Origin of the sequence: Corynebacterium genitalium ATCC 33030 (assembly GCF_000143825.1) — a bacterium.
Classification (GTDB): Bacteria; Actinomycetota; Actinomycetes; order Mycobacteriales; family Mycobacteriaceae; genus Corynebacterium; species Corynebacterium genitalium.
This window is the reverse complement of the sequence record NZ_CM000961.1, coordinates 1,660,836-1,683,120: the sequence shown is the minus strand read 5'-3', so window position 1 is coordinate 1,683,120 and position 22,285 is coordinate 1,660,836. Positions and strand designations below refer to the sequence as shown.

Here is a 22,285-nt window from a genome sequence, read left to right as displayed (position 1 = left end):
ACCCCCGCGGTCAAATCACCTAGACGGCGAACCCGAGGGCGCGCAGCTGCTCGCGGCCGTCCTCGGTGATCATGTGCGGACCCCACGGCGGCATCCATACCCAGTGCAGAGCGATGGCATCGACGGTGCCGGAGCCGACAGCGGCAGCTTCGACTTGCTCTTCGATAACGTCGGTCAGCGGGCACGCCGGCGAGGTCAGCGTCATGCTGATCACAGCTGTCTTCTTTCCGCCCTCTTCCTCGATCCACAGGTCGTAGACGAGACCCAAGTCGACGACGTTGATGCCCAGCTCGGGGTCAATCACGTCGTGCATGTACTCAGCGACGTCAGCGGCAATCTGAATCTGCTCTTCGGTCTGCTCGGGTCGCTCACCGGGCCCGTCGAAGCTGGAGGATCCGTCCTTCTCCTGATCCTCCTGGGCCTCTTGCGCCGCCTGAGCGGTCTCCATGTCGGTCGGGGCGAGCTCGCCGTTCTCGTCGACAGCGTTGTTGAGCGTGTTGTCGGTGGGGTTGGTCATGTCTACTCCTTTTCGTTCAGCGCATCGCTCGTGGCGGCCTGGAACGCCTTCCAGCCGAGCAGGGCGCACTTCACGCGTGCGGGGAACTTTGCTACACCGGCAAAGGCAATGCCATCGCCGATCATTCCTGGGTCGCCTTCTTCCTCGCCCTTGGAGGTGATCATCAGCTCGAAGGCGTCGAGCTTCTTCATCGCCTCCGCGACAGGCAGGCCGATGACCTCCTCCGTGAGCACGCTTGTCGACGCCTGCGAGATCGAGCACCCGACCGCGTCATAGGAGATGTCCTCAACGGTGTTCCCGTCTTCGGACAGCTGCACGCGCAGGGTCAGCTCATCGCCGCAGGAAGGGTTGACGTGGTGCACCTCAGCGTCGAACGGGTCGCGCAAGCCGGCGTTCTGCGGGTTCTTGTAGTGGTCGAGGATGACCTCTTGATACATCGCTTCTAAGTTCATAGTGCTCCCTAGAACGCCGTGGCTAGCCGAAGAATTCCTTGGCGTGACCGATGGCGCTGACAAGCGCGTCGATCTCGTCGGTGGTGTTGTACAGGTAGAAGCTCGCGCGTGCCGTGGACTGGGCGTTCAGGCCGCGGTGAGCGGGCCACGCACAGTGGTGCCCCACACGGATGCACACGCCACGGGAATCAAGGACTTGGCCCATGTCGTGCGGGTGAATCCCGTCAACAGTGAAGGACACCGCTCCCCCGCGCATCTCCGGCGTCGCCGGGCCGGCGAGACGCAGCCCGTCGATCTCCTGCATGCGCTCGAGTGCGTAGGCGGTGAGCATGTGCTCGTGAGCCTGGATGTTCTCCATGCCGACTTCGTTCAGAAAATCGACAGCTGCGCCAAGCCCAACAACCTGACTGGTCATCTGCGTGCCAGCCTCGAAGCGCTGCGGAGCAGGCGCAAAGGTCGATCCCTCCATGCGCACGACCTCGATCATCGAGCCACCGGTGAGGAACGGCGGAAGCTGATTCAGCAGCTCCCCCTTGCCGTAGACGACGCCGACGCCGGACGGGCCGCACATCTTGTGGCCGGAAAAGGCCGCGAAGTCGACATCGAGGGCGTGGAAATCCACCGGCTGGTGCGGCACGGACTGGCACGCGTCGAGCACGGTGAGCGCTCCCACGTCCTTTGAGCGGCGCACAATTTCGGCGACATCCGGAATTGCGCCTGTCACGTTGGACTGGTGGGTGAACGCCACAACCTTGACGGTCTCGTCGAGCTCGAGAGAATCGAGGTCGATGCGGCCGTCGTCGGTCAGCGTGTACCACTTCAACGTCGCACCAGTGCGGCGCGCAAGCTCCTGCCACGGCACCAGATTGGCGTGGTGCTCCAGCTCCGTGATGACGATCGTGTCGTCGGAGGTGATTTGAAGGTCACCGGCTCGATCGTCGCCAAGCGTGAAGGCGACAAGGTTGAGCGCTTCCGTCGCGTTCTTCGTGAACGCGATCTCGTGGCCTTCCGCACCAACGAACGCGGCGATCTTCTCGCGCGCGGACTCGTAAGCGTCGGTGGCCTCCTCTGCGAGCTGGTAGGCACCGCGGTGCACCGGGGCGAAGGTGTTCAGCACGAACTCTTCCTCTGCGCGCCAGACGCGCTCAGGCCGCTGGGAGGTCGCACCGGAGTCCAAATAGACCACCGGCACGTCGTCGCGGACCGTGCGGTGCAGAATCGGAAACTCGGCGCGCACCGCACCCACGTCGAGCGTGCCGTCGGGGTTAAGAAACGTCATTTAGACGAACGCCTCGTATCCCTCGGACTCGAGCTTCTCAGCCAGCTCAAAGCCGCCGGAGTGCTTGATCACGCCGTCCGCGAAGATGTGGACGTGGTCCGGGCGCACGTAGTTGAGGATGCGCTGGTAGTGGGTGATCATCAGGATGCCGCCGTCGGTCTCCTGCTGGTAGCGGTTGATGCCCTCAGAGACAATGCGCAGGGCGTCGACGTCGAGGCCGGAGTCGGTCTCGTCCATCACAGCGAACTTCGGCTTCATCAGGGCGAGCTGCATGACCTCGTGGCGCTTCTTCTCACCACCGGAGAAGCCTTCGTTCACAGCACGCTCGGAGAACGACGGGTCGATCTTCAGGTCGTCGCGGGCCTGGTTGAGCTCCTGAACCCACTCGCGCAGCTTCGGTGCCTCGCCGCGCACGGCGGTGACGGCGGAGCGCATGAAGTTCGAGGAGGACACGCCCGGGACCTCGACCGGGTACTGCATGGCCAGGAAGAGGCCGGCGCGTGCGCGCTCGTCGACTTCCATGTCGAGGATGTTCTCGCCATCGAGAAGCACCTCACCGTCAGTCACCTCGTAGGACGGGTGGCCGGACAGGGTGTAGGCCAGAGTGGACTTGCCGGAGCCGTTCGGGCCCATGATGGCGTGGGTCTCACCGGAGTTGATGGTCAGGTTGACGCCCTTGAGGATCGGGGTCGGCTCCTGCCCCTCCTCGAGCGGGAGGACCGAAGCGTGAAGGTTCTTGATTTCAAGCGTGGACATAGTGCTCTTTCTAGATTGGAAGGGTCAGGGTTTACAGTTCGACGTTCTCGAGCTCGCCGGAGACGCGGTTAATCAACTCTTCGCGCACATTCTCAACCGGGATGCGGTTGAGAACCTCGTTGAAGAAGCCGCGGACAATGAGGCGGCGTGCCTCGCCGTCGGGGATACCGCGGGACTTGAGGTAGAACAACTGCTCCTCGTCGAATCGGCCAACGGTGGCGGCGTGGCCTGCGCCCGGGATGTCACCGGTCTCGATCTCGAGGTTCGGGATCGCGTCAGCGCGTGCGCCGTCAGTCAAAACGATGTTGCGGTTGGCCTCGTAGGTCTCCGTGCCGGAAGCGTTGGAGCGGATGAGCACGTCGCCGACCCAGCAGGTGCGGGCGTCAGGGAGCTTGGAGTCCTTGCCGCCCTGCAGTGCACCCTTGTACAGCACGTTGGAGCGGCAGTACGGGTGATTGTGGTCCACCAGCAGGCGGTTTTCAATGTACTGCCCGTCGTCGGCGTAGTAGACACCGGTCAGCTCGACGTCACCGCCGGAGCCTGCGTACTTCACGCGCGGGGTGTTGCGGACCAGCTCACCGCCGAAAGTGGCCACGGTGTGGCGCAGCACGGCGTCGCGGCCGCAGACGATGCTCTGCGCACCAACGTGAACGGCGTCGTTATTCCACTGCTCGTCGACCACGACGTTGACCTGCGCGTTGTCACCGATGACGAAGTTGACGTTGTCGGCGTGGGTGCCGGAGCCTTCGTACTGCACCAGGATGGTAGCGGTCGCGCTCTGGCCCACCTCGATGTGGAGGCCGGAGAAGGTGGTCACGTCCAGACCTGCACCGGTGGTGGTGATGACCACTGGCTCGGTCAGCTCGGCATTCGCCGGGACGGAAACAATCGTCGCGTGCGGCATGGAGGTCCATGCCTGAGCAGCGATGCGGTCGACCGGGGCGGACGTGGTCTTGAGTCGCTCGTCGTCAGGCGACACCTGCTCGACAGTGACCTCGGCCGGGCCGGACACGTTGACCTGCGCCTCACCCTGGTCCGGGAAGGTGCCGTTGTGCAGCCCACGCAGGCGGCGCAGGGACACGAAACGCCAGATTTCGTCGCGGCCCTGCGGCACCTCAAAGTCGTTGACGTCGTAGGAGGCGAACAGGTCACCCTTGTTGTCGTGGAACGTGGCGTTGCCGACGCGTTCCTTCTTGGTAACGGTCTCGGTCAATTAACCCACCGATCCTTCCATCTGCAGTTCAATGAGGCGGTTGAGCTCGAGCGCGTACTCCATCGGGAGTTCCTTGGCAATCGGCTCGATGAAGCCGCGGACGATCATCGCCATCGCGTCTTCCTCGGAGATGCCGCGCGACATCAGGTAGAACAGCTGCTCTTCGCTGACCTTGGACACCTTGGCCTCGTGGCCCAGGGTGACGTGGTCGTTGCGGATGTCGTTGTACGGGTAGGTGTCGGTGCGCGAGATGTTGTCCACCAGCAGTGCGTCGCACTCGATGTTGGAGGTGGAGTTCTTCGCGTTGGCGTTGATCTGGACCAGGCCGCGGTAGGCTGCGCGGCCGCCGTTGCGGGAGACGGACTTGGACACGATGTTGGAGGACGTATTCGGCGCCATGTGGACGACCTTGGCACCGGTGTCCTGGGTCTGGCCTTCGCCACAGAACTGCGCGGAGAGGACTTCGCCGCGGGCGTTCGGGCCGGTCATCCAAACAGCCGGGTACTTCATGTTCACCTTGGAGCCGATGTTTCCGTCGACCCACTCCATCGTGGCGCCTTCTTCGGCGCGGGCACGCTGGGTGACCAGGTTGTAGACGTTGGTGGACCAGTTCTGGATCGTGGTGTAGCGGCAGCGCGCATTCTTCTTCACGATGATCTCCACCACGGCCGCGTGCAGCGAGTCGGACTGGTAGATCGGAGCGGTGCAGCCCTCCACGTAGTGGACGTACGCGTCCTCGTCGACGACGATGAGCGTGCGCTCAAACTGGCCCATGTTCTCGGTGTTGATGCGGAAGTATGCCTGCAGCGGGATCTCCACGTGCACACCCTTCGGCACGTAGATGAAGGAACCGCCGGACCACACAGCAGCGTTCAGCGCGGAGAACTTGTTGTCGCCAGCCGGGACGACGGAGCCAAAGTACTCCTTGAACAGCTCCGGGTATTCGCGCAGACCGGTGTCGGTGTCAACGAAGATGACGCCCTGCTCCTCCAAGTCCTCGCGGATCTTGTGGTAGACGACCTCGGACTCGTACTGCGCAGCGACACCTGCGACGAGGCGCTGCTTCTCAGCCTCCGGGATGCCCAGCTTGTCGTAGGTGTTCTTGATGTCCTCCGGCAGGTCCTCCCAGCTGGTGGCCTGCTTCTCGGTGGAGCGGACGAAGTACTTGATCTGGTCGAAATCAATGCCGGACAGATCCGGGCCCCACGTCGGCAGCGGCTTCTTGTTGTAGATGTCCAGTGCCTTCAAGCGCTGCTCGAGCATCCACTCCGGCTCATTCTTGGCTGCGGAGATGTCGCGCACGACCTGCTCGTCGAGGCCGCGGCGGGCAGCCGCACCAGCCTCGTCAGAGTCGTGCCACCCGTAGTTGTACGGGCCCATCGACTCAATAATCTCATCGTCATTCATCGGCTTTTCCAGGCCGGGTGCGGGAGTCGTACTAGTCATCGTCTCCGCTCCTTTCCTTGTGGGTTCCTCCAGCTTGGGCATTGCTTGCAGTGCCGTCAGCGCGGCTGATGTGGGCTGTGCAGACACCGTCCCCGTTAGCGATGAGCGCCAGCGGGGACACAGCGGCTCCAACGAGCTCCGCGATCAGATCGTGCTCGGCTTCACATATCTCCGGGTATTCGGCGGCGACCGCATGAATGGGACAGTGACGCTGGCACAGTTGCAGAGACGAGCCTACGTTGTCCGCGTTCGCGGCGTAGCCATGGGCTGCGAAAGCGGCTGCGACATCATGCGTTCGCTTATCGACGTCCCCTTCACCAGCGACATCACCCAGCACCTTCTCCGCGCGTTTCCGGGCGAGATTCTTTACCGCGTCACGCCCGCCGAGGGCTTCCACTTCAGCGAACGCCGCCAGTGCGAGCTCATCATAACCGTGTCCGTTGCGTTCACGACCGTCCCGGGTGAGCTGGTAATACTTCGCCGGACGGCCGCGGGTAGCAGGGCCAGCTGTGTCAGCCTCGGCGAGTTCCGCCAGACCTTCTGCAAGCAGTTTGTCTAGGTGCCTGCGCACGCCGGCGGGCGTGATGCCCACCTTCTCAGCCAGTTCGGCGACGGTCACAGGCCGCGACGTGAGCATCGCGGACATGATCAGGCGGCGCGTCTCGCCGTCAGTGGAACGGGTGACTGCCATTGCCGTCTCCTTTCCGTGAACTCACAACACCTTTAGACATCACTAGTGTGCCTTAAATCAATCACGCTCGGCAACGGGGGTCGGGTGTCGGATCCGTTTTGTACACTGACCGGTGTGAAAATCCGTCCCGCCCCTGCCAAGCAACCGCTTGCCCGTTTCACGGGCGAGCTACCCCGCTTGGGCCGGCCGGGTTCGCGCTCTGCCGAACTACACGCGGGAATGATCGAAGGCACTCCCTCCGTCCAGCCTAGCGTGTGGGAGCGTAACCGCTTCGAAGTCCTGCGCGTGCTCGGCGTCATCGGCACTCTACTCATGGGCCTCGGAGGCTTAGGCGGCGGAGCGCTACCCGTGGTCAACAACGCCTACGGTTCTTTCCCGTTCGGCGCGTTGATGGGGCGGATGATGGTGGCGTCATCAAGCATTGTGCTGCTGGGCGTCGCCTTCGTTGTTCTGGCGTGGTTGCTCATGGGCACCTTCGTCGGCGCTGCCGGCGGACCGTCGCGTGTCGGGGTGCCGGTGCTGCTGCGCACATTCGCGGTCTGGGTGGCGCCCCTGGTGTTCACCGCTCCCCTGTTCACACAGGACATCTATTCCTATCTCGCGCAGGGGTCGATCGTCGCACAGGGCATGGACCCCTATTCCGCAGGGCCTGTGGAGCTGCTCGGGCGAGAGAACCCGCTGGCGCGTTCCGTGCCGTTCATTTGGGCCGAATCGCCCAGCCCCTACGGACCGGTGGCGCTGGGGATCTCGGCGGGAATCTCCATCCTCACGGGTGACTCGGTGTTCTGGGGTGTCGTGTGTCACCGGCTGGTGTCACTAGCGGGTGTTGCGGCCGCAGCGTGGGGCATCGTGGCGCTGGCTCGCCGCTGCAACGTTTCCGGTGCGGTAGCGGTGTGGATGGGCGTGCTCAACCCGTTGGTGATTCTCCACTTGGTCGGCGGGATCCATAATGAGGCCGTGATGATGGGCATCCTGCTCATCGGTCTGGAACTAGGTCTGCGCGGCACTGACGCGCTCAACGCTGGCCTGGCGAAACGTCGGGGCGTCGTGCTGCTGGTCGTTTCAGGTTCGTTAATCACGTGCGCCGGCATGGTGAAAGTGCCCGGCTTCCTCGCGCTCGGCTTCGTCGGCATGTCTCTCGCGCGCCGGTGGGGCGGCTGGACCGGCATCGCCAAAGCCGCTGCAGCGCAGACGCTCATCATGGTGACCACGATCGCCACTGTCACCGTGGCCACTGGCATCGGGCTGGGTTGGGTGACGGGCCAGGGCGGTGCCGCGTCCATACGCAGCTGGCTCTCACTGACCACCGACATCGGCGTGATCTCTGCATTCTTCGCCCAACTACTGGGCTTGGGCGACCATTCTGAAGCGACACTCGCCATTGCTCGCACCGTGGGGTTGGTGGCCGCAGTCGCGTTCTGTGTGCGCATGCTGTGGGCGACGTTCAAGGGCACGATTCACCCCGTTGGGGGGTTAGGCGTGGCCACGCTCGTCCTCGTGCTTCTTTTCCCTGTTGTTCATCCCTGGTACCCGCTGTGGGGCATCATGCCGCTTGCCGCCTGGGCCAACCGCAGGTTCTTCCGGGTGGCTGTAGCTGGGTATTCGGCGGTTTTCAGTTTCCTCGTCCTGCCGCGGGGGCTTGCCCTCCCAGCGGGGACCGTAGTGACGATCTACTCATTGCTCATCGTTTCGGCGATGATTCTCGCGCTGATGGCGTGTGGGTGGTTAAAGGCCCGGGGCAGCAAAGTCTTACACTGACGGCAATGAGTACGGATGAGGTTGCCCTGCGTGTGAGCAACGTGGTGAAGACATTCGGCAGCACCACTGCTGTCAACGGAGTGTCCTTTGCTGCTCGCCGCGGCGAAGTGCTCGCCTTGCTCGGCCCGAACGGCGCAGGCAAGACCACCACGATCGAGATGTGTGAGGGATTCACCACCCCTACTTCCGGCTCGATCGACGTATTGGGCATGGACCCGCAAACAGAGCCAGAAAAGGTGCGCGAGCGCATCGGCATCATGCTCCAAGGCGGCGGTTCCTACTCCGGCATTCGCGTCAAGGAGATGCTCAATCTCACCGCCTCCTACAACGCAGATCCCCTCGATCCCGAATGGCTCATGGACGTCCTCGGCCTGCGGTCAGTGGCATCGACGACGTACCGGCGGCTCTCGGGCGGACAGCAGCAACGCCTATCGCTTGCGCTGGCGCTCATCGGGCGCCCTGAACTTGTTTTTCTCGACGAGCCAACCGCCGGCATGGATGCCCAGTCACGGCGCACCGTGTGGCGGCTCATCAGCGCTTTGCGCCGCGACGGCGTGACCATCATCCTCACCACGCACCTCATGGACGAGGCAGAAGAGTTGGCCGACAACGTGGTGATCGTCGACAAAGGCGCGGTCATCGCAGAAGGCAGCCCTAACGAACTCATTGCCGAAGGCGCTTCTGAAACGCTCGAAGTGCGCACTGTTGGCAGCCTCGACGTGGCTGCTCTCCCCGACCTGCAAGAGGTGGAGCCAGGGCTGTACCAGCTCACTGTCGCACCCACGCCGGAGATCATCGCCGCCGTAGCGAGTGCAGCCGCGCGACAGGGAGTACTGATCAGCTCCATGGGCACTCGCCGCCGCAGTTTGGAGGACGTGTTTCTGGATCTCACGGGAAGAGAGTTGAGGGCCTGACATCATGACCACTACTGATTTCCCACCCGGCACCTTCACCCCGGCTCCGCAGCGGGCGAGCGCCGCGGCGATGGCGGCGGCGCAAGGCCGCATCGAGTCGAAGCTCATGCTCCGCCACGGAGAGCAACTTCTGCTCAACCTCATCGTGCCGGCAGCCATCCTCATCGGTGCCGTGTTCGTGCCCGTCTTAGGCGACAATGTCACCCTCAATGAGCTTGTCCCCATGGTCTTCTCCATCGCCGCGGCCGGTGCCGGGTTCACCGGACAAGCCATCGCGTTGGCGTTTGACCGCCGCTACGGGGCACTCAAACGCACAGGCGCATCAGGCGTGCCAGCGTGGACAATCATCGCCGGGAAGGTCATCGGCGTGCTGTCTACCGTGGTGGTGCAGATTCTCGTGCTCGGCGCAATCGCGCTGTTCTTAGGATGGCGGGTTTCCGTCGGCGGAGCGTTGCTGGGGTTGCTTACTCTGCTCATCGGTGTCACTGCGTTCACGGCGTTGGGGTTGCTGTTGGGGGGCACGCAGTCGTCGGAAAGCGTGCTTGCCAGCGCGAACCTGATCTGGTTGCTACTGCTCGCCGTACTGGGGTGGGTCGTCTACGCCGGTCTCCTCGGCTCGCCTGGGGTGTGGGACGTGGTGCCCACCGTGGCGCTCGCGAGCGCGATGACCGGCGCGTTGAACGGCACTATCTACCTCACCGCGTGGATGTCGCTGTCCGCTTGGACAATTTTGGCGGTTTTGGGAACTATCCGGTGGTTCCGTTTCGACGGATAAAGAGCGGGCCAGATTAGACATTGGCGCCGCGAAAAGTAGATGATCAAAGCAGCACTGGTACCGCAAAGGAGAAGGGCCCGACGTGAGCACGACAACCCAGGACGACAATCGGACATTCCGTGAGAAGATCCGCGACGTGCCGTCGGTCAAGACTCAGCGCATCTTCGCGCTCATCATGCTCATCGCGCAGGGCGGGATCACCTTCACCGGCTCACTCGTGCGCGTCACCGGTTCCGGGCTGGGCTGCAACACATGGCCGCTGTGCCACGAGGGATCACTGTTCCCGGTGCCGGGCGCGGCGCCGTGGGTGCAGCAGGTCATCGAGTTCGGCAACCGCACCCTGACATTCGTGGTGGTCGCGACGACGATCCTCGTGTTCTGGGCTGTCATGAAGGCTGGTCGACGCAACTCGATCATTGTGCTGTCAGTGCTTTCCGGTCTTGGCGTTGTCCTGCAGGCCGTCATCGGCGGCATCTCGGTATTGCTGGACCTGCAGTGGTGGTCTGTAGCCATTCACTTCCTGCCGTCGATGCTGCTCGTCTGGATCGCTGCTGTTCTCTACATGCGCATTAAAGAGCCTGACGATGTCGCACCCACCGAGCGCTTCTCCCCCGCTACCCGTTCTCTGGTCGTCGTCGCAGCGGTCGCGCTGTGCCTCGTTTTGGTGACCGGCACGATGGTCACCGGTTCCGGCCCGCACTCCGGCGATTCCGGTGTGGGAATGGAAGGTCGCCTGGCTATCGACACGCAGCTGCTCGCGTACGCGCACGCGGCGTGCATGTACATCTACCTTGTGTTCACCCTCATCGCTGTCTACATGCTGCGCCGTCAGAACGCCCCGAAGGACGCGTTCAACACCGCGTTGGTGCTCGTGGCCATGATCGTCGTGCAGTGGGCCATCGGTGTGGGCCAGTTCTACCTGGGTGTGCCGCGCTGGACGGTGCCCATGCACATCATCATGTCCTCTGTGGTGGTGGCCTACAGCGCGTTCCTGTACAGCCACGGCAGCCGCCGGCTTCCCCTCCTTGAGCCGCACCAGCACAACACGCTCGCGAACCGGGATGCCCTCGACTCCAGCAGCAACCCCAGCGACCCTAGCGACCCCAGCGACCCAAGCACCGCTGCCGCCGTCTAAAACGGGGTGAACCGGCCCCGCAGCGCCGGGCGGCACGTAGCCTGGAGCCATGAAGGCTATCCAGATCACCCAGCACGGCGGCCCCGACGTCCTCACCGTCGTCGAGACAGCGGACCCCACACCACAGGACCATCAGGTTCTCGTGGAGGTGCTCTACGCGGGTGTCAACTACATTGACACCTATTTCCGCGAGGGCATCTACCACAGCGAGCTGCCCTTCATTCCGGGCAAGGAAGGCTGCGGCCGCGTCATCCACGACCCGCGCGGTGAGATCGCCGACGGCACTGTTGTCGCCTGGGCCTCCGCCGAAGGGTCCTACGCGGAAAAGGTCTGCGTGGACCGCGCCCGCCTCGTCGCCGTACCGGACTCGATTTCACCCGAGGTTGCCGCTTCGATGCTGCTGCAGGGCATGACCGCCCACTACCTGCTCTACGGGGTGCGGGACACTCAGCAAGGCGATTCCATGCTGGTCACTGCTGGGGCGGGCGGCGTGGGTCTGTTGCTCACCCAGCTCGCCCACGCCCAGGGCGCGACGGTCTATTCCGTGGTGTCTACCGATGAGAAAGAAGAACTCGCCTACGCCGCCGGGGCGACCGAGGTGTTCCGTTACAGCGAGGGCTTGGCGGAAACCGTGCGGCGGCGAAACGCTGGCCGCGGGGTCGACGTGGTCTATGACGGCGTGGGCAAAGACACCTTCCAGGAATCGCTCGAGTCGGTCCGCCCACGCGGCCTGGTCTGCCTTTTCGGCGCTGCGTCAGGCCCAGTGGAGCCGTTTGACCCGCAGCTATTGAACAAGCACGGCTCGATCTTCCTCACCCGTCCGTCGCTTGGCGCGTACACAGCGACCGACGACGAGTTCCGGATGCGTGCGCAAGCCGTCGTGCGCGCGGTTGAGGAGGGGACGCTAGACATCCGCGTCCACGAGCCCTACGCGCTTGACGACGCTTCCCGCGCCCACCACGATCTTCAATCCCGTAGCACGACCGGCTCCGTCGTGTTGAAAGTGGCCGATTAGTGGCGCTTAGGCGGGGAAGAGTTCCGCGATCGTCGGCAAGCCGAGGATCGCGTCGACAGACAATCCGAGGAAGAGCACTGCCAAGTAGTTGTTCGACAAAATGAACAGCTTGAGCGGCTTGACGTCTTCGCCACGCTTGATGGCGTTGTGCAGGCGCGTGGCCATGAGCAGGAAGGCCGCCCCGGACAGTACAGCGACTGCGAGGTAAATCCAGGATGTCGCCGGGACGAGTGCCAGCGAGATGAGCACGGTCAGCCACGAGTAGATGAGGATCTGCTTCGTGGTTTCTTCCGGGCTGGCGACGACAGGCAGCATCGGCACGTTCGCACGGGCGTAGTCGTCCTTGTACTTCATGGCCAAGGCCCACGTGTGCGGCGGTGTCCAGAAGAAGATGATGAGAAACAGCACGACCGCCTGCCACCATCGGTCCGGGCTACCGTCGAAAACGTTATCGCGGATGACAGCCCAGCCGACCATGACCGGCATGCAGCCGGCAGCGCCACCCCAGATGACGTTCTGCCAGGTCTTGCGCTTGAGCCACTTGGTGTAGACGAAGATGTAGAACCAGTTGGTCAGGATGATGAAGAACGCGGCCAACCAGGACCTGCACACCAGCCCCAGCCACAGCACCGACAGAATCAGCAGCGCCCAGGCGAAAACTCGGGCGCGTTCCTTCGTCACCGTGTGGCGGACCAGCGGGCGGGCACGGGTGCGCCCCATCTTCTGGTCAATGTCGTAGTCGGCGACCATGTTGAACGTGTTCGCTGCACCGGCCCCCATCCAGCCACCGAAGAGGGTGGCCAGGATGAGCAGAGCGTGGACCTCACCACGGTCCGCCTGCAGCATTGCAGGAATAGCGGCGACCAGCAAGAGCTCGATGACCCTCGGCTTCGTCAACGCGAAATACGCCTTGATGGTCTCCAACAAATACTCCTCAACAACACACGTTTCACACAGCGGGGGTTCGCCCTGGGATGGTTCCTCCCGGGGGGCCGAACCGGTAGAGAACTAGTCGGCAATGTCAGCGCAGAAGTTCCCGGGATCCCCGCAAACACCCGGATATCGTACCGTCGGAAAGCATGCGGGCGGAAATCACATACTGATAAATTGAAATGCATGTCCCGCCGCGTCACATTCACCGTGGTTTCCGCTATCACCATGGTTTCCGCCGCAACAATGAGCTCCTGCAGCCTCGTTGATCAAGCCGTGCAGTCCTCCCCTTCTATACCGGCAGACTCTGGTGAGGACACCGCTGTGGCGCTTCCAGAGCAAGACGACATCGAGGCATCGATCACGATCCGCTCCATTGGCGACATCCTCCCCCATGAAGAGGTTTACGCCGACGCGGCGAACCGTGCGGGCGGGACCGGCTACAACTTTGCGCCAATGCTCGACCCCGTGCGCCCGTACCTGCAAAACGCCGACATCACCACGGCGAACATGGAGGTCCCCGTCGCCGGAGAAGAATTCTTGCTTTCCGGGTACCCGGCCTTCAACTCACCCCCGGAAGTCGTCGACGCACTCTCAGGGGCAGGCGTGGACATAGTCAACAACGCTTCGAACCACTCGCTGGATCGTGGGCTGGAGGGGCTGCAAGCGTCGACAAGCAATCTCCGTGAACGCGGAATGCTGTATGTGGGCAGTTACAGCTCACCTGAGGACCGTGCCACGCCGCGCGTGATTGACCGCAACGGTTTGAAGGTGGGGTTCTTGTCCTACACCTACGGTACAAACGGCATCCCGGTGCCGGAAAGTGCGGAGTGGTCGGTCAATCTCATTGACCCCGAACTCATGCGTGCGGACATTGCTGCGTTGCGGCCAGACGTCGACGTGCTCATCGTGATCATGCACGCCGGCGAGGAATATGAGTCCTTCGCCGTGCAGTACCAAATCGACACCGCCGACACCGCGCGCCATGCTGGAGCGGATTTTGTGCTCGGCGGGCACCCGCACGTGATCGAACCGTTCCAGCGCTACCCCGACAAAGAGCCGGGCCTAGGTGTCTGGTGGGGTCACGGAAACTTCCTGCACGGACAATTCGCGGAGGAGACGAAGTATGGCGGCATCGGTGAATACACCATCACCCGCCGCAAAGATGGCACCTTGACGCTGGATTCAATCCGGTTCATGCCGACATACAACGTGGGTATGCCGTACACGCCTGAGTTCAAAGTGATTCCGCTTGCCGACGCAGACGCGCTGCCCCACGTCGACCCCGCCGCCTCCAAAGCCGTGATCGAGCGGATGATGAACCACTACACCGACGTCGAGGTGGTCGACTACTTGGACTAACCGCGCGCGAACCCCGGTCCCACCTGCGACCGGCGCGATGATTCCCACTAGTGTGGTGTGGAGTAATCACCCCGAACCCCCGGTAAGCGAGGACATAGTGACTTCCGAGAACTCTGACAACGCCGCACACCTGCCCGAGGAGCTGCAGGCCATGACTGTGGCCCGCTACCCGGAAGATTGGACTGACACCGATACCCGCGCCGTGGACACTGTGCGCGTGCTGGCCGCAGACGCAGTAGAGAACTGCGGTTCCGGCCACCCGGGAACGGCCATGTCGCTGGCGCCGTTGGCATACACCCTCTACCAGCGCGTCATGGTGCACGACCCATCTGACCCGCACTGGGTCGGCCGCGACCGCTTCGTGCTGTCCAACGGTCACTCCTCCCTGACCCAGTACATCCAGCTGTACCTGGGCGGCTTTGGCCTGGAGATCGAGGACTTGGTTTCCCTGCGTACTTGGGGTTCCAAGACCCCGGGCCACCCCGAGTACAACCACACCGCCGGCGTGGAGATCACCACCGGCCCGCTGGGCCAGGGTTTGGCCTCCGCAGTGGGTATGGCGATGGCCTCGCGCCGCGAGCGCGGTCTCTTCGACCCGTCCGCCGCGCCGGGCGAGTCCCCCTTTGACCACTTCATCTACGTCATCGCCGGCGACGGTGACCTGCAGGAGGGCGTGACCTCTGAGGCTTCCTCGCTGGCGGGCACGCAAAAGCTGGGTAACCTCATTGCCTTCTGGGACGACAACCGCATCTCCATCGAGGACGACACCCAGATCGCCTTCACTGAAGATGTCATGGCCCGCTACGAGGCTTACGGCTGGCAGACCCTGACCGTTGAGTCCGGCGAGGACGTCGCTGCCATCTTGTCCGCCGTCGAGGAGGCGAAGGCCGACACCTCTCGCCCGACGATGATCCGCGTCAAGACGGTCATTGGCTACCCCGCCCCGACCATGATGAACACCGGTGCCGCGCACGGTGCCGCCCTCGGTGCTGAGGAAGTCGCGGCCACCAAGAAGGTGCTCGGCTTCGACCCGGAGGTCATGTTCGGCGTCGAGGAGAAGGTGATCAACCACACCCACGGCCTGGCCCAGCGCGGTGCCCAGGCGCACGCGCAGTGGCAAAAGCGTTTCGACGAATGGGCCTCCGCCAACCCTGACAACAAGGCCCTCTACGACCGTGTGACCGAACGCCGCCTGCCTGAGGGCTGGGCCGACGACATGCCTACCTGGGAGCCCGACGCGAAGGGCCTGGCTACCCGCAAGGCATCCGAGGCCTCCATCCAGGCTGTGGCCGCGACGCTTCCGGAACTGTGGGGCGGCTCGGCCGACCTGGCTGGCTCCAACAACACCCTGATCAAGGGAGAGCCGTCCTTCGGCCCGGAATCCATCTCCACCGACATGTTCACCGCCGAGCCCTACGGCCGTAACCTGCACTTCGGCATTCGCGAGCACGCCATGGGCGCGATCATGAACGGTATTGCCCTGCACGGTGGCACCCGCGTCTACGGCGGCACCTTCCTCATCTTCTCCGAGTACCTCTACCCCTCCATCCGCGTCGCGGCGCTATCTGGCATTGACGGTTACTACGTGTTCACCCACGACTCCATCGGCCTTGGCGAGGACGGACCGACCCACCAGCCGGTGGAAACACTGACCGCCCTGCGCGCCATCCCGGACCTGGCAGTCATCCGCCCGGCCGACGCGAACGAGACGTCCGCTGCGTGGAAGGCCGCCATCGAGGCTGACGAGCAGCCGAAGGCATTCGCTCTGTCCCGCCAGAACCTCCCCGTTCTGGAGGGCACCAAGGAGAAGGCTTTCGAGGGCGTGGCCCGCGGCGCTTATGTGCTCGTTGAAGGTTCCAAGGAGACCCCGGATGTGCTTCTCATCGGGACCGGTTCCGAGGTCCAGCTCGCTGTTCAAGCTGCTAGCCAGCTGGAACAGGACGGTATCGCCGCCCGCGTCGTGTCCATGCCGTCGATGGAGTGGTTCCTGCAGCAGGATCGCGAGTACATCGACTCCGTGATCCCGCCGCAGGTGCGCGCCCGCGTCTCCGTCGAAGCTGGTGTGTCCATGCCGTGGTTCCGCTTCACCGGTGACCACGGACGCAACGTCTCGCTCGAGCACTTCGGCGCGTCCGCCCCCGGTGACGAGCTGTTCAAGCGCTTCGGCATCACCGCTGACGCCGTCATCGAAGCAGCGCGTGAATCCATTGCATCCGCCAGCTCCGAATCCGCTGGCCCCGCAGACTCCGCCGCTGACCCGCAGCGCACCCGCGTCCGCGGCGACAACATTTAAGCCACCACCACCAAGGAGAACAACCATGACCGCAATCGACCGTCTCTTCGAGCTGGGCACCTCCACGTGGTTGGACGACCTGTCCCGCGACCGCATCACCTCCGGCAACCTGGAGCAGATCAGGGCTGAGAAGTCCATCGTCGGCGTGACCACCAACCCTGCGATCTTCGCCAACGCGATGTCCAAGGGCAACGCTTACGACGAACACATCCAGCAGCTCAAGGAAGGCAAAGCCGGCGTAGATGAGGCCGTCTACGCCATGTCCATCAAGGATGTGCAGGACGCTTGCGACCTCTTCCTTGACGTCTACGAGTCCACCAGCGGGCGTGACGGCCGCGTGTCCATTGAGGTGGACCCGCGCCACGCCGACGATGAGGCGCGAACTGTCTCCCATGCTGCCGAGCTGTGGGAGATGGTGGCCCGCCCGAACGTGATGATCAAGATCCCGGCAACGGACGCATCCCTGCCGGCCATCACCGCCTCCCTGGCGGCGGGCATCTCCGTCAACGTCACACTCATCTTCTCTGTCGAGCGCTACAAGCAGGTCATCGACGCCTACAAGGACGGCATCAAGCAGGCTGCGGCGAACGGCCACGACGTGTCCACGATCCACTCCGTAGCGTCCTTCTTCGTCTCCCGCATGGACACCGAGGTGGACAACCGCCTCGACGCCATCAGCGACGAGCACGCCGACGCAGCGCAGGAGCTCAAGGGCAAAGCCGGCATCGCTAACGCTCGCTTGGCCTACCAGCTATTCCTCGACTCCTTCGATGACGCCGCCATGGCTGAATTGCCGGACGGTGCGAACAAGCAGCGCCCGCTGTGGGCGTCGACAGGCGTGAAGAACCCTGCCTACCCGGCAGACATGTACGTCACGCAGCTTGCCGGCCCCGACACCGTCAACACCATGCCAGAGCCGACCATCGACGCTGCGATTGAGGGCAACAACGTCTCCGGCGACACGCTTAACGGGACGGCTGAGGACGCGCAGAAGGTCTTCGACCAGCTCGAAACCGTCGGTATCGACATCGCCGATGTGGTCCGCGTGCTGGAGAAGGAAGGCGTGGACAAATTCGTCGACGCATGGCAGGAACTCCTCGACTCCATGCTCGAGAATCTAAAATAACCGAAACCTTCATCCGGCCCTGGCGATTAAGGTTTAGTGAATGAAAGTCGCTCGGGCCGGCACCACGGCTCAACGGTTGCTCCCCTTCTACCGGGGGGCAACCTTTCCGCTTATCTCACGAAAGGTCCGCCAGCCATGACGGAACCGGCACCCGAATGGTCCAATCCTCTTCGTAACCGCGCCGACCGGCGCCTGCCCCGCATCGCGGGACCGTCCGGCATGGTCATCTTCGGCGTGACCGGCGACCTAGCTAAGCGCAAACTTCTGCCCGCCATCTACGACCTGGCCTACCGCGGTCTTCTCCCCGCCGGCTTCACCCTCGTCGGTTTCGGCCGCAGGCCGTGGTCGAAGGAAGAGTTCGAATCCTACGTGCGCGAGCAGGTCGAAGAAGGCGCCCGCACCGATTTCGACGAGCACGTCTGGGACCGGCTCGCCGAGGGCATGCACTTCGTCCAGGGTGCGTTCGATGACGATCAGGCCTTCGACAACATGGCCGAGCTCCTCAAAGAGATGGACGCCACGCGTGGCACCGCCGGCAACTGGGCGTTCTACCTCTCTGTGCCGCCCGAGTACTTCGCCAACGTGGTCAACCAGCTCGACCGCACCGGCATGGCCCACGGAACGGACCAGCAGTGGCGCCGCGTCATCATTGAGAAACCGTTCGGCCATAACCTGGAATCGGCCAAGGAGCTCAATGAGACGATCAACTCTGTCTTCCCGGAACGCGCCGTGTTCCGCATCGATCACTACCTGGGCAAGGAAACCGTTCAGAACATCCTCGCCTTCCGCTTCGCCAACCAGCTGTTCGAGCCGATCTGGTCCTCGCGCTACGTCGACCACGTGCAGATCACCATGGCCGAGGACATCGGCTTGGGCGGCCGTGCCGGCTACTACGACGGCATCGGCGCTGCCCGCGACGTGATCCAGAATCACCTGCTGCAGCTTTTGGCGCTTGTGGCTATGGACGAGCCGGTGAGCTTCTCGCCGCGCCAGCTGCGCTACGAGAAGCTGAAGATCCTGCGCGCCACCAAGCCCATTGGCCCGTTTGAAGAGACGACGGCCCGCGGCCAGTACACCGCTGGCTGGCAGGGCTCGGAGCAGGTCGTCGGCTTGCGCGAGGAAGAGGGCTTCGACCCGGAATCCACCACTGAGACATACGCTGCCTGCACCCTGGGCATCAACTCGCGGCGCTGGGCGGGCGTACCGTTCTACCTCCGGACAGGCAAGCGCTTGGGCCGCCGCGTCACGGAGATCGCCCTCGTGTTCAAAAAGGCCCCGCACCAGCCATTCGATCCTGGGTTGACCAGCCAGCTTGGCGCAAACACCCTGGTCATCCGTGTCCAACCGGACGAGGGCATTCTGCTGCGCTTCGGCTCCAAGGTGCCCGGCTCCACCATGGAGGTCCGGGACGTCAACATGGACTTCTCCTACGCCGAAGCGTTCACCGAGGAGTCGCCGGAAGCCTACGAGCGCCTCATTCTCGACGCGCTTCTCGACGAAACCGGCCTCTTCCCCACCTCCGCCGAGGTCGAGCGTTCCTGGGAGATCCTCGACCCGATCCTGGACTACTGGGCTGAAAACGGCCGCCCGGACGAGTACCCCGCCGGCACGTGGGGTCCGTCATCCGCCGATGAGATGATGCACGCTACCGGCCGCACCTGGCGCCGCCCCTAGCAGGAAAGAACCAGAGAAGGAACACCATGTACGTCACCCTCTCCGATACGTCCACCCGGGACATCGCCAAGCTTCTCCTGGACACGCAAGAGAACCACTCGCTGGCTACTGGCCGCGTGCTCACCCTCATCGTCGTTGCCGACATCAACGATGATGTCGAGTCCATCCTCGACCAGGTGCGCGTGGCTTCCCATGAGCACCCCTCGCGTGTGCTCATGCTCATCACCGGCAATGTTGACGGCCCATCCTCGCTCGATGCGCAGGCCATCCTGGCTGCGGACGCCGGGGCCTCCGAGATCGTCGTGATGGACCTGCACGGCGAGCTCGCGCGGAACCTCGATTCCGTCGTCACGCCTTTGCTCTTGCCGGACACCCCGATTGTCGCGTGGTGGCCGTCGACGGCGCCGGCGCGCCCGAGTGAGCACCCGCTCGGCCGCATCGCGCACCGCCGCATTACCAACGCCCGTGAGAACGTCAGCGGCAACGCCCTGCTCCGTCTGAAGAACGGCTACGCGCCCGGGGACTCGGACATGCTGTGGTCGCGCATCACCCACTGGCGCGGCGTGGTGGCCTCCGCGTTCGACGCGTACCCGCGTGACCCGGTCACCTCCGTCGACATTGACGGCCCGGACGACAACCCGAGTGTCGATATCGCCGCCGGCTGGCTCTCCGCCTCTCTCGGCGTTGAGGTGCGGCGTATCGCGAGCGAGCAGTCGGCTTCAGAGCCGTCACGCTTGTTCCCTATCCGCCGTCTGACCCTGCACCGTGACTCCGGGCCTGTGAAGGTCGAAATCAAGGACGACAAGACGCTGAGCGTGAAGATCCCGGGCGTTGCAGAAGCCTTCGTGGCCATGAGCGTGCGCAGCGACGCCGACTGTCTCGCGGAGGAGCTGCGCCACCTTGACCCCGACTGGGCGTACTCTCAAGCACTCAAGTCTCTGCCCAACGTTAAAGTTGTCTAGAGTCGAAGACGAGCTGTTTTTCAAGGCTTTCAAGGAGCGATCACAATGACTACCGTCAGGAACGTCCCCAACCTCGATGTGCTTATCGACGAAGCATCTACCCAGTTCGTCGAGACCATCGAAACCATCGTGTCTACCCCCACCGGTGGGGTGCACGGGGACGGGATCGCGCGCGTAGTGTTCACCGGCGGCGGCGCCGGCATCAAGCTCTTATCCCGACTCATCCGCGCGAAGATCGATTGGACCCGCGTCCACGTGTTCTTCGGCGATGAGCGCAACGTGCCCGTGTACGATCCGGACTCTAACGAAGGCCAGGCGCGTTACGCGCTGCTCAACCACGTCAATATTCCGGAGGCGCACATTCACGGGTACCGCCCGGGCAGCGGGCAGCTCGATGAAGCGGCCTCGAACTACGAGGATGCCATCCGCAGGCACGCCCCCGAAGGATTCGACCTGCACCTGATGGGCATGGGACCCGACGGCCACGTCAACTCGCTGTTCCCCAACTCGGAGCAGCTGGATGAGACCGAAAAGCTCGTCGTCGCCGTCACCGAGTCCCCGAAGCCGCCGGCCGAGCGCCTGACCCTCACTTACCCGGGCATTTCACGCGCCGAGGAGGTCTGGCTCCTCGTTTCTGGCTCCGAGAAAGCCGAGGCCACCGCTGCCCTGCTGAAGGACTCCCCGACTCCGCAGTGGCCTGTCAGCCGCGTCCCGGAGCTGGCCAAGACCACGCTCTTCGTCACAGACGACGCCTACGGCGAATCCACGAGCTAGGCGCAGACAGCAGAAAAGGCCGGGATCATTCCCGGCCTTTTTTCGTGCGGTTGTCGGACTGCTTACAGCCCGTACGCCTGAATCAGAAGGAGCGCGATGATGCAGACGATCCAGATGATCGCGACTGCCACGGTGTAGCGGTTGAGGTTCTTCTCCACCACGGTCGAACCGGACAAGTTCGCCTGAACGCCGCCACCGAACAGGGAGGACAAGCCGCCGCCTTTGCCCCTGTGGAGCAGGACCAAAATAGTCATCAAAAGCGAGGTGATGACCAGGATGATCTGAAGAGCCAGCGTCATGGGGTGTGTGCCTCCGAAGTTGGGTGCGGTTAACCGTTCACATGTTACACCAGCACGGTGCCACGCTCTGAATCGGCGCGCACGGTGCTGGTGTTCGGTACCCGTTTATGCCTGGGCGCGGACTGCGTCGCCAGCGGCTGCAACGAGCTTGGCAAAGTCCTCGCCGTCGAGCGATGCGCCGCCGACCAGACCGCCGTCAACATCCGGCTGGCCGATGATGTCGGCAATCGTGTCGGTCTTGACCGAGCCGCCGTACAGGATACGGATGCCGGCTGCGACCTCATCCCCTGCGAGTTCGGCGATCAGACCGCGGATAGCTTTGCAGATCTCCTGAGCATCTTCAGCGGATGCGCTCTTCCCGGTTCCGATAGCCCAGACCGGCTCGTACGCAATGACGATCTCGGACAGCTGGGAGGTCTCCAGCTCGGCCAGGGACTCGCGGGTCTGCTCGACCACGAAGTTCACGTGGTCCCCTGCCTCGCGCACATCGAGCTGCTCACCGACGCAAATGATCGGCGTGACGCCCTGGGACAGTGCGGCCTTCGCCTTCTGGGAGACGAGCTCATTGGACTCGGCGTGGTACTCGCGGCGCTCGGAGTGACCGACGACAACCCACGTGCAGTCCAGTTTGGCCAGCATCGGCGCGGAGATCTCACCGGTGTAGGCGCCGGACTCGTGTGCGGATACATCCTGCGCACCGTAAGTGATCTGCAGGTTGTCGCCCTGGACGAGCGTCTGCAGGGAACGCAGGTCGGTGAACGGGACGGTCAGTGCGACATCAACGTCCTCGTAGTAGTCCTTCGGCAGTGCGAAGGCGAGACGCTGCGCCTGGGAGATCGCCTCGAGGTGGTCGTGGTTCATCTTCCAGTTGCCAGCGATAAGGGGCTTACGTGCCATGAAAATCTTCCTTTCGG

General features: G+C 63.5%; 21 protein-coding genes. 11 read left to right on the top strand and 10 right to left on the bottom strand.

Annotated elements, in window-relative coordinates:
* Positions 1-19: 19 nt before the first annotated feature.
* The 7 genes from HMPREF0291_RS07935 to HMPREF0291_RS07905 form a co-directional block, all read right to left on the bottom strand.
* Positions 20-448 carry a metal-sulfur cluster assembly factor gene (locus HMPREF0291_RS07935; RefSeq protein WP_040424440.1) on the bottom strand — a complete coding sequence of 143 codons (429 nt, stop codon included), beginning with the start codon at positions 446-448 and terminating at the stop codon, positions 20-22.
* 71 nt (positions 449-519) lie between these two features.
* Entirely contained in the window at positions 520-969 is a 450-nt protein-coding gene (sufU, locus tag HMPREF0291_RS07930; protein WP_005290083.1) for a Fe-S cluster assembly sulfur transfer protein SufU, read from the bottom strand.
* Positions 970-991: 22 nt separating this feature from the next.
* The gene (locus HMPREF0291_RS07925) at positions 992-2,248 is read right to left on the bottom strand and encodes a cysteine desulfurase (RefSeq protein WP_005290081.1); all 1,257 of its coding nucleotides are present in this window, start codon (positions 2,246-2,248) and stop codon (positions 992-994) included.
* On the bottom strand, positions 2,249-3,004 hold the full coding sequence (sufC, locus tag HMPREF0291_RS07920) for a Fe-S cluster assembly ATPase SufC (protein ID WP_005290079.1): 756 nt from the start codon (positions 3,002-3,004) through the stop codon (positions 2,249-2,251). It abuts the gene before it with no gap.
* 31 nt (positions 3,005-3,035) lie between these two features.
* Positions 3,036-4,217, bottom strand: a complete 1,182-nt coding sequence (gene sufD, locus HMPREF0291_RS07915; RefSeq protein WP_005290078.1) for a Fe-S cluster assembly protein SufD — start codon at positions 4,215-4,217, stop codon at positions 3,036-3,038.
* A complete protein-coding gene (gene sufB / locus HMPREF0291_RS07910; RefSeq protein ID WP_040423696.1) occupies positions 4,218-5,663 on the bottom strand; it encodes a Fe-S cluster assembly protein SufB in 1,446 nt (481 codons plus the stop codon).
* Complete coding sequence (locus HMPREF0291_RS07905) at positions 5,656-6,354, bottom strand: helix-turn-helix transcriptional regulator (protein ID WP_005290073.1); 699 nt, start codon at positions 6,352-6,354, stop codon at positions 5,656-5,658. Before HMPREF0291_RS07905 ends, sufB begins: the two co-directional genes overlap by 8 nt.
* A 219-nt stretch (positions 6,355-6,573) precedes the next feature.
* Between HMPREF0291_RS07905 and mptB the strand changes: the two genes are divergently transcribed.
* From mptB to HMPREF0291_RS07880, 5 genes are all read left to right on the top strand, one after another.
* Positions 6,574-8,112 (top strand): polyprenol phosphomannose-dependent alpha 1,6 mannosyltransferase MptB, encoded by a 1,539-nt coding sequence (gene mptB / locus HMPREF0291_RS07900; RefSeq protein WP_005290071.1) that lies wholly within the window; start codon positions 6,574-6,576, stop codon positions 8,110-8,112.
* A 5-nt stretch (positions 8,113-8,117) separates the two neighbouring features.
* Positions 8,118-9,026, top strand: coding sequence for an ABC transporter ATP-binding protein (locus tag HMPREF0291_RS07895; RefSeq protein WP_005290069.1), 909 nt, complete (start codon positions 8,118-8,120; stop codon positions 9,024-9,026).
* 4 nt (positions 9,027-9,030) lie between these two features.
* Positions 9,031-9,801, top strand: a complete 771-nt coding sequence (locus tag HMPREF0291_RS07890) for an ABC transporter permease (RefSeq protein ID WP_005290067.1) — start codon at positions 9,031-9,033, stop codon at positions 9,799-9,801.
* Between the two features lie 82 nt (positions 9,802-9,883).
* Positions 9,884-10,936: a COX15/CtaA family protein gene (locus tag HMPREF0291_RS07885; RefSeq protein WP_005290065.1), complete on the top strand. Its 1,053-nt coding sequence runs from the start codon at positions 9,884-9,886 to the stop codon at positions 10,934-10,936.
* A gap of 49 nt (positions 10,937-10,985) precedes the next feature.
* The gene (locus tag HMPREF0291_RS07880) at positions 10,986-11,951 is read left to right on the top strand and encodes a quinone oxidoreductase family protein (RefSeq protein ID WP_005290064.1); all 966 of its coding nucleotides are present in this window, start codon (positions 10,986-10,988) and stop codon (positions 11,949-11,951) included.
* Positions 11,952-11,957: 6 nt separating this feature from the next.
* Here the strand turns inward: HMPREF0291_RS07880 and HMPREF0291_RS07875 are convergent, their stop codons facing one another.
* A complete protein-coding gene (locus HMPREF0291_RS07875) occupies positions 11,958-12,878 on the bottom strand; it encodes a heme o synthase (RefSeq protein WP_005290063.1) in 921 nt (306 codons plus the stop codon).
* Positions 12,879-13,067: 189 nt separating this feature from the next.
* Between HMPREF0291_RS07875 and HMPREF0291_RS07870 the strand changes: the two genes are divergently transcribed.
* From HMPREF0291_RS07870 to pgl, 6 genes are all read left to right on the top strand, one after another.
* Positions 13,068-14,243, top strand: a complete 1,176-nt coding sequence (locus HMPREF0291_RS07870; protein WP_005290062.1) for a CapA family protein — start codon at positions 13,068-13,070, stop codon at positions 14,241-14,243.
* A 151-nt stretch (positions 14,244-14,394) separates the two neighbouring features.
* On the top strand, positions 14,395-16,536 hold the full coding sequence (gene tkt, locus HMPREF0291_RS07865; RefSeq protein ID WP_083770358.1) for a transketolase: 2,142 nt from the start codon (positions 14,395-14,397) through the stop codon (positions 16,534-16,536).
* Between the two features lie 25 nt (positions 16,537-16,561).
* Positions 16,562-17,662, top strand: coding sequence for a transaldolase (gene tal / locus HMPREF0291_RS07860; RefSeq protein WP_005290059.1), 1,101 nt, complete (start codon positions 16,562-16,564; stop codon positions 17,660-17,662).
* Between the two features lie 135 nt (positions 17,663-17,797).
* On the top strand, positions 17,798-19,336 hold the full coding sequence (zwf, locus tag HMPREF0291_RS07855) for a glucose-6-phosphate dehydrogenase (RefSeq protein ID WP_005290058.1): 1,539 nt from the start codon (positions 17,798-17,800) through the stop codon (positions 19,334-19,336).
* 26 nt (positions 19,337-19,362) lie between these two features.
* The gene (locus tag HMPREF0291_RS07850; RefSeq protein WP_005290056.1) at positions 19,363-20,298 is read left to right on the top strand and encodes a glucose-6-phosphate dehydrogenase assembly protein OpcA; all 936 of its coding nucleotides are present in this window, start codon (positions 19,363-19,365) and stop codon (positions 20,296-20,298) included.
* A gap of 45 nt (positions 20,299-20,343) precedes the next feature.
* On the top strand, positions 20,344-21,072 hold the full coding sequence (gene pgl / locus HMPREF0291_RS07845) for a 6-phosphogluconolactonase (protein ID WP_005290053.1): 729 nt from the start codon (positions 20,344-20,346) through the stop codon (positions 21,070-21,072).
* Between the two features lie 62 nt (positions 21,073-21,134).
* On the opposite strand, the gene secG is transcribed toward pgl, so the two are convergent.
* Both secG and tpiA read right to left on the bottom strand, forming a co-directional pair.
* Positions 21,135-21,371 carry a preprotein translocase subunit SecG gene (secG, locus tag HMPREF0291_RS07840; RefSeq protein WP_005290052.1) on the bottom strand — a complete coding sequence of 79 codons (237 nt, stop codon included), beginning with the start codon at positions 21,369-21,371 and terminating at the stop codon, positions 21,135-21,137.
* A 105-nt stretch (positions 21,372-21,476) separates the two neighbouring features.
* Positions 21,477-22,268, bottom strand: coding sequence for a triose-phosphate isomerase (gene tpiA / locus HMPREF0291_RS07835; RefSeq protein ID WP_005290051.1), 792 nt, complete (start codon positions 22,266-22,268; stop codon positions 21,477-21,479).
* Positions 22,269-22,285: the final 17 nt, after the last annotated feature.

Coding starts and splice junctions, on each gene's coding strand:
- zwf (WP_005290058.1), top strand. CDS start 17,798: ATGACGGAACCGGCACCCGAATGGTCCAATCCTCTTCGTAACCGCGCC.
- tal (WP_005290059.1), top strand. CDS start 16,562: ATGACCGCAATCGACCGTCTCTTCGAGCTGGGCACCTCCACGTGGTTG.
- HMPREF0291_RS07895 (WP_005290069.1), top strand. CDS start 8,118: ATGAGTACGGATGAGGTTGCCCTGCGTGTGAGCAACGTGGTGAAGACA.
- mptB (WP_005290071.1), top strand. CDS start 6,574: ATGATCGAAGGCACTCCCTCCGTCCAGCCTAGCGTGTGGGAGCGTAAC.
- sufU (WP_005290083.1), bottom strand. CDS start 969: ATGAACTTAGAAGCGATGTATCAAGAGGTCATCCTCGACCACTACAAG.
- tpiA (WP_005290051.1), bottom strand. CDS start 22,268: ATGGCACGTAAGCCCCTTATCGCTGGCAACTGGAAGATGAACCACGAC.
- sufB (WP_040423696.1), bottom strand. CDS start 5,663: ATGACTAGTACGACTCCCGCACCCGGCCTGGAAAAGCCGATGAATGAC.
- HMPREF0291_RS07880 (WP_005290064.1), top strand. CDS start 10,986: ATGAAGGCTATCCAGATCACCCAGCACGGCGGCCCCGACGTCCTCACC.
- HMPREF0291_RS07870 (WP_005290062.1), top strand. CDS start 13,068: ATGTCCCGCCGCGTCACATTCACCGTGGTTTCCGCTATCACCATGGTT.
- tkt (WP_083770358.1), top strand. CDS start 14,395: ATGACTGTGGCCCGCTACCCGGAAGATTGGACTGACACCGATACCCGC.
- HMPREF0291_RS07890 (WP_005290067.1), top strand. CDS start 9,031: ATGACCACTACTGATTTCCCACCCGGCACCTTCACCCCGGCTCCGCAG.
- HMPREF0291_RS07905 (WP_005290073.1), bottom strand. CDS start 6,354: ATGGCAGTCACCCGTTCCACTGACGGCGAGACGCGCCGCCTGATCATG.
- HMPREF0291_RS07925 (WP_005290081.1), bottom strand. CDS start 2,248: ATGACGTTTCTTAACCCCGACGGCACGCTCGACGTGGGTGCGGTGCGC.
- HMPREF0291_RS07935 (WP_040424440.1), bottom strand. CDS start 448: ATGGAGACCGCTCAGGCGGCGCAAGAGGCCCAGGAGGATCAGGAGAAG.
- HMPREF0291_RS07850 (WP_005290056.1), top strand. CDS start 19,363: ATGTACGTCACCCTCTCCGATACGTCCACCCGGGACATCGCCAAGCTT.
- secG (WP_005290052.1), bottom strand. CDS start 21,371: ATGACGCTGGCTCTTCAGATCATCCTGGTCATCACCTCGCTTTTGATG.
- pgl (WP_005290053.1), top strand. CDS start 20,344: ATGACTACCGTCAGGAACGTCCCCAACCTCGATGTGCTTATCGACGAA.
- sufC (WP_005290079.1), bottom strand. CDS start 3,004: ATGTCCACGCTTGAAATCAAGAACCTTCACGCTTCGGTCCTCCCGCTC.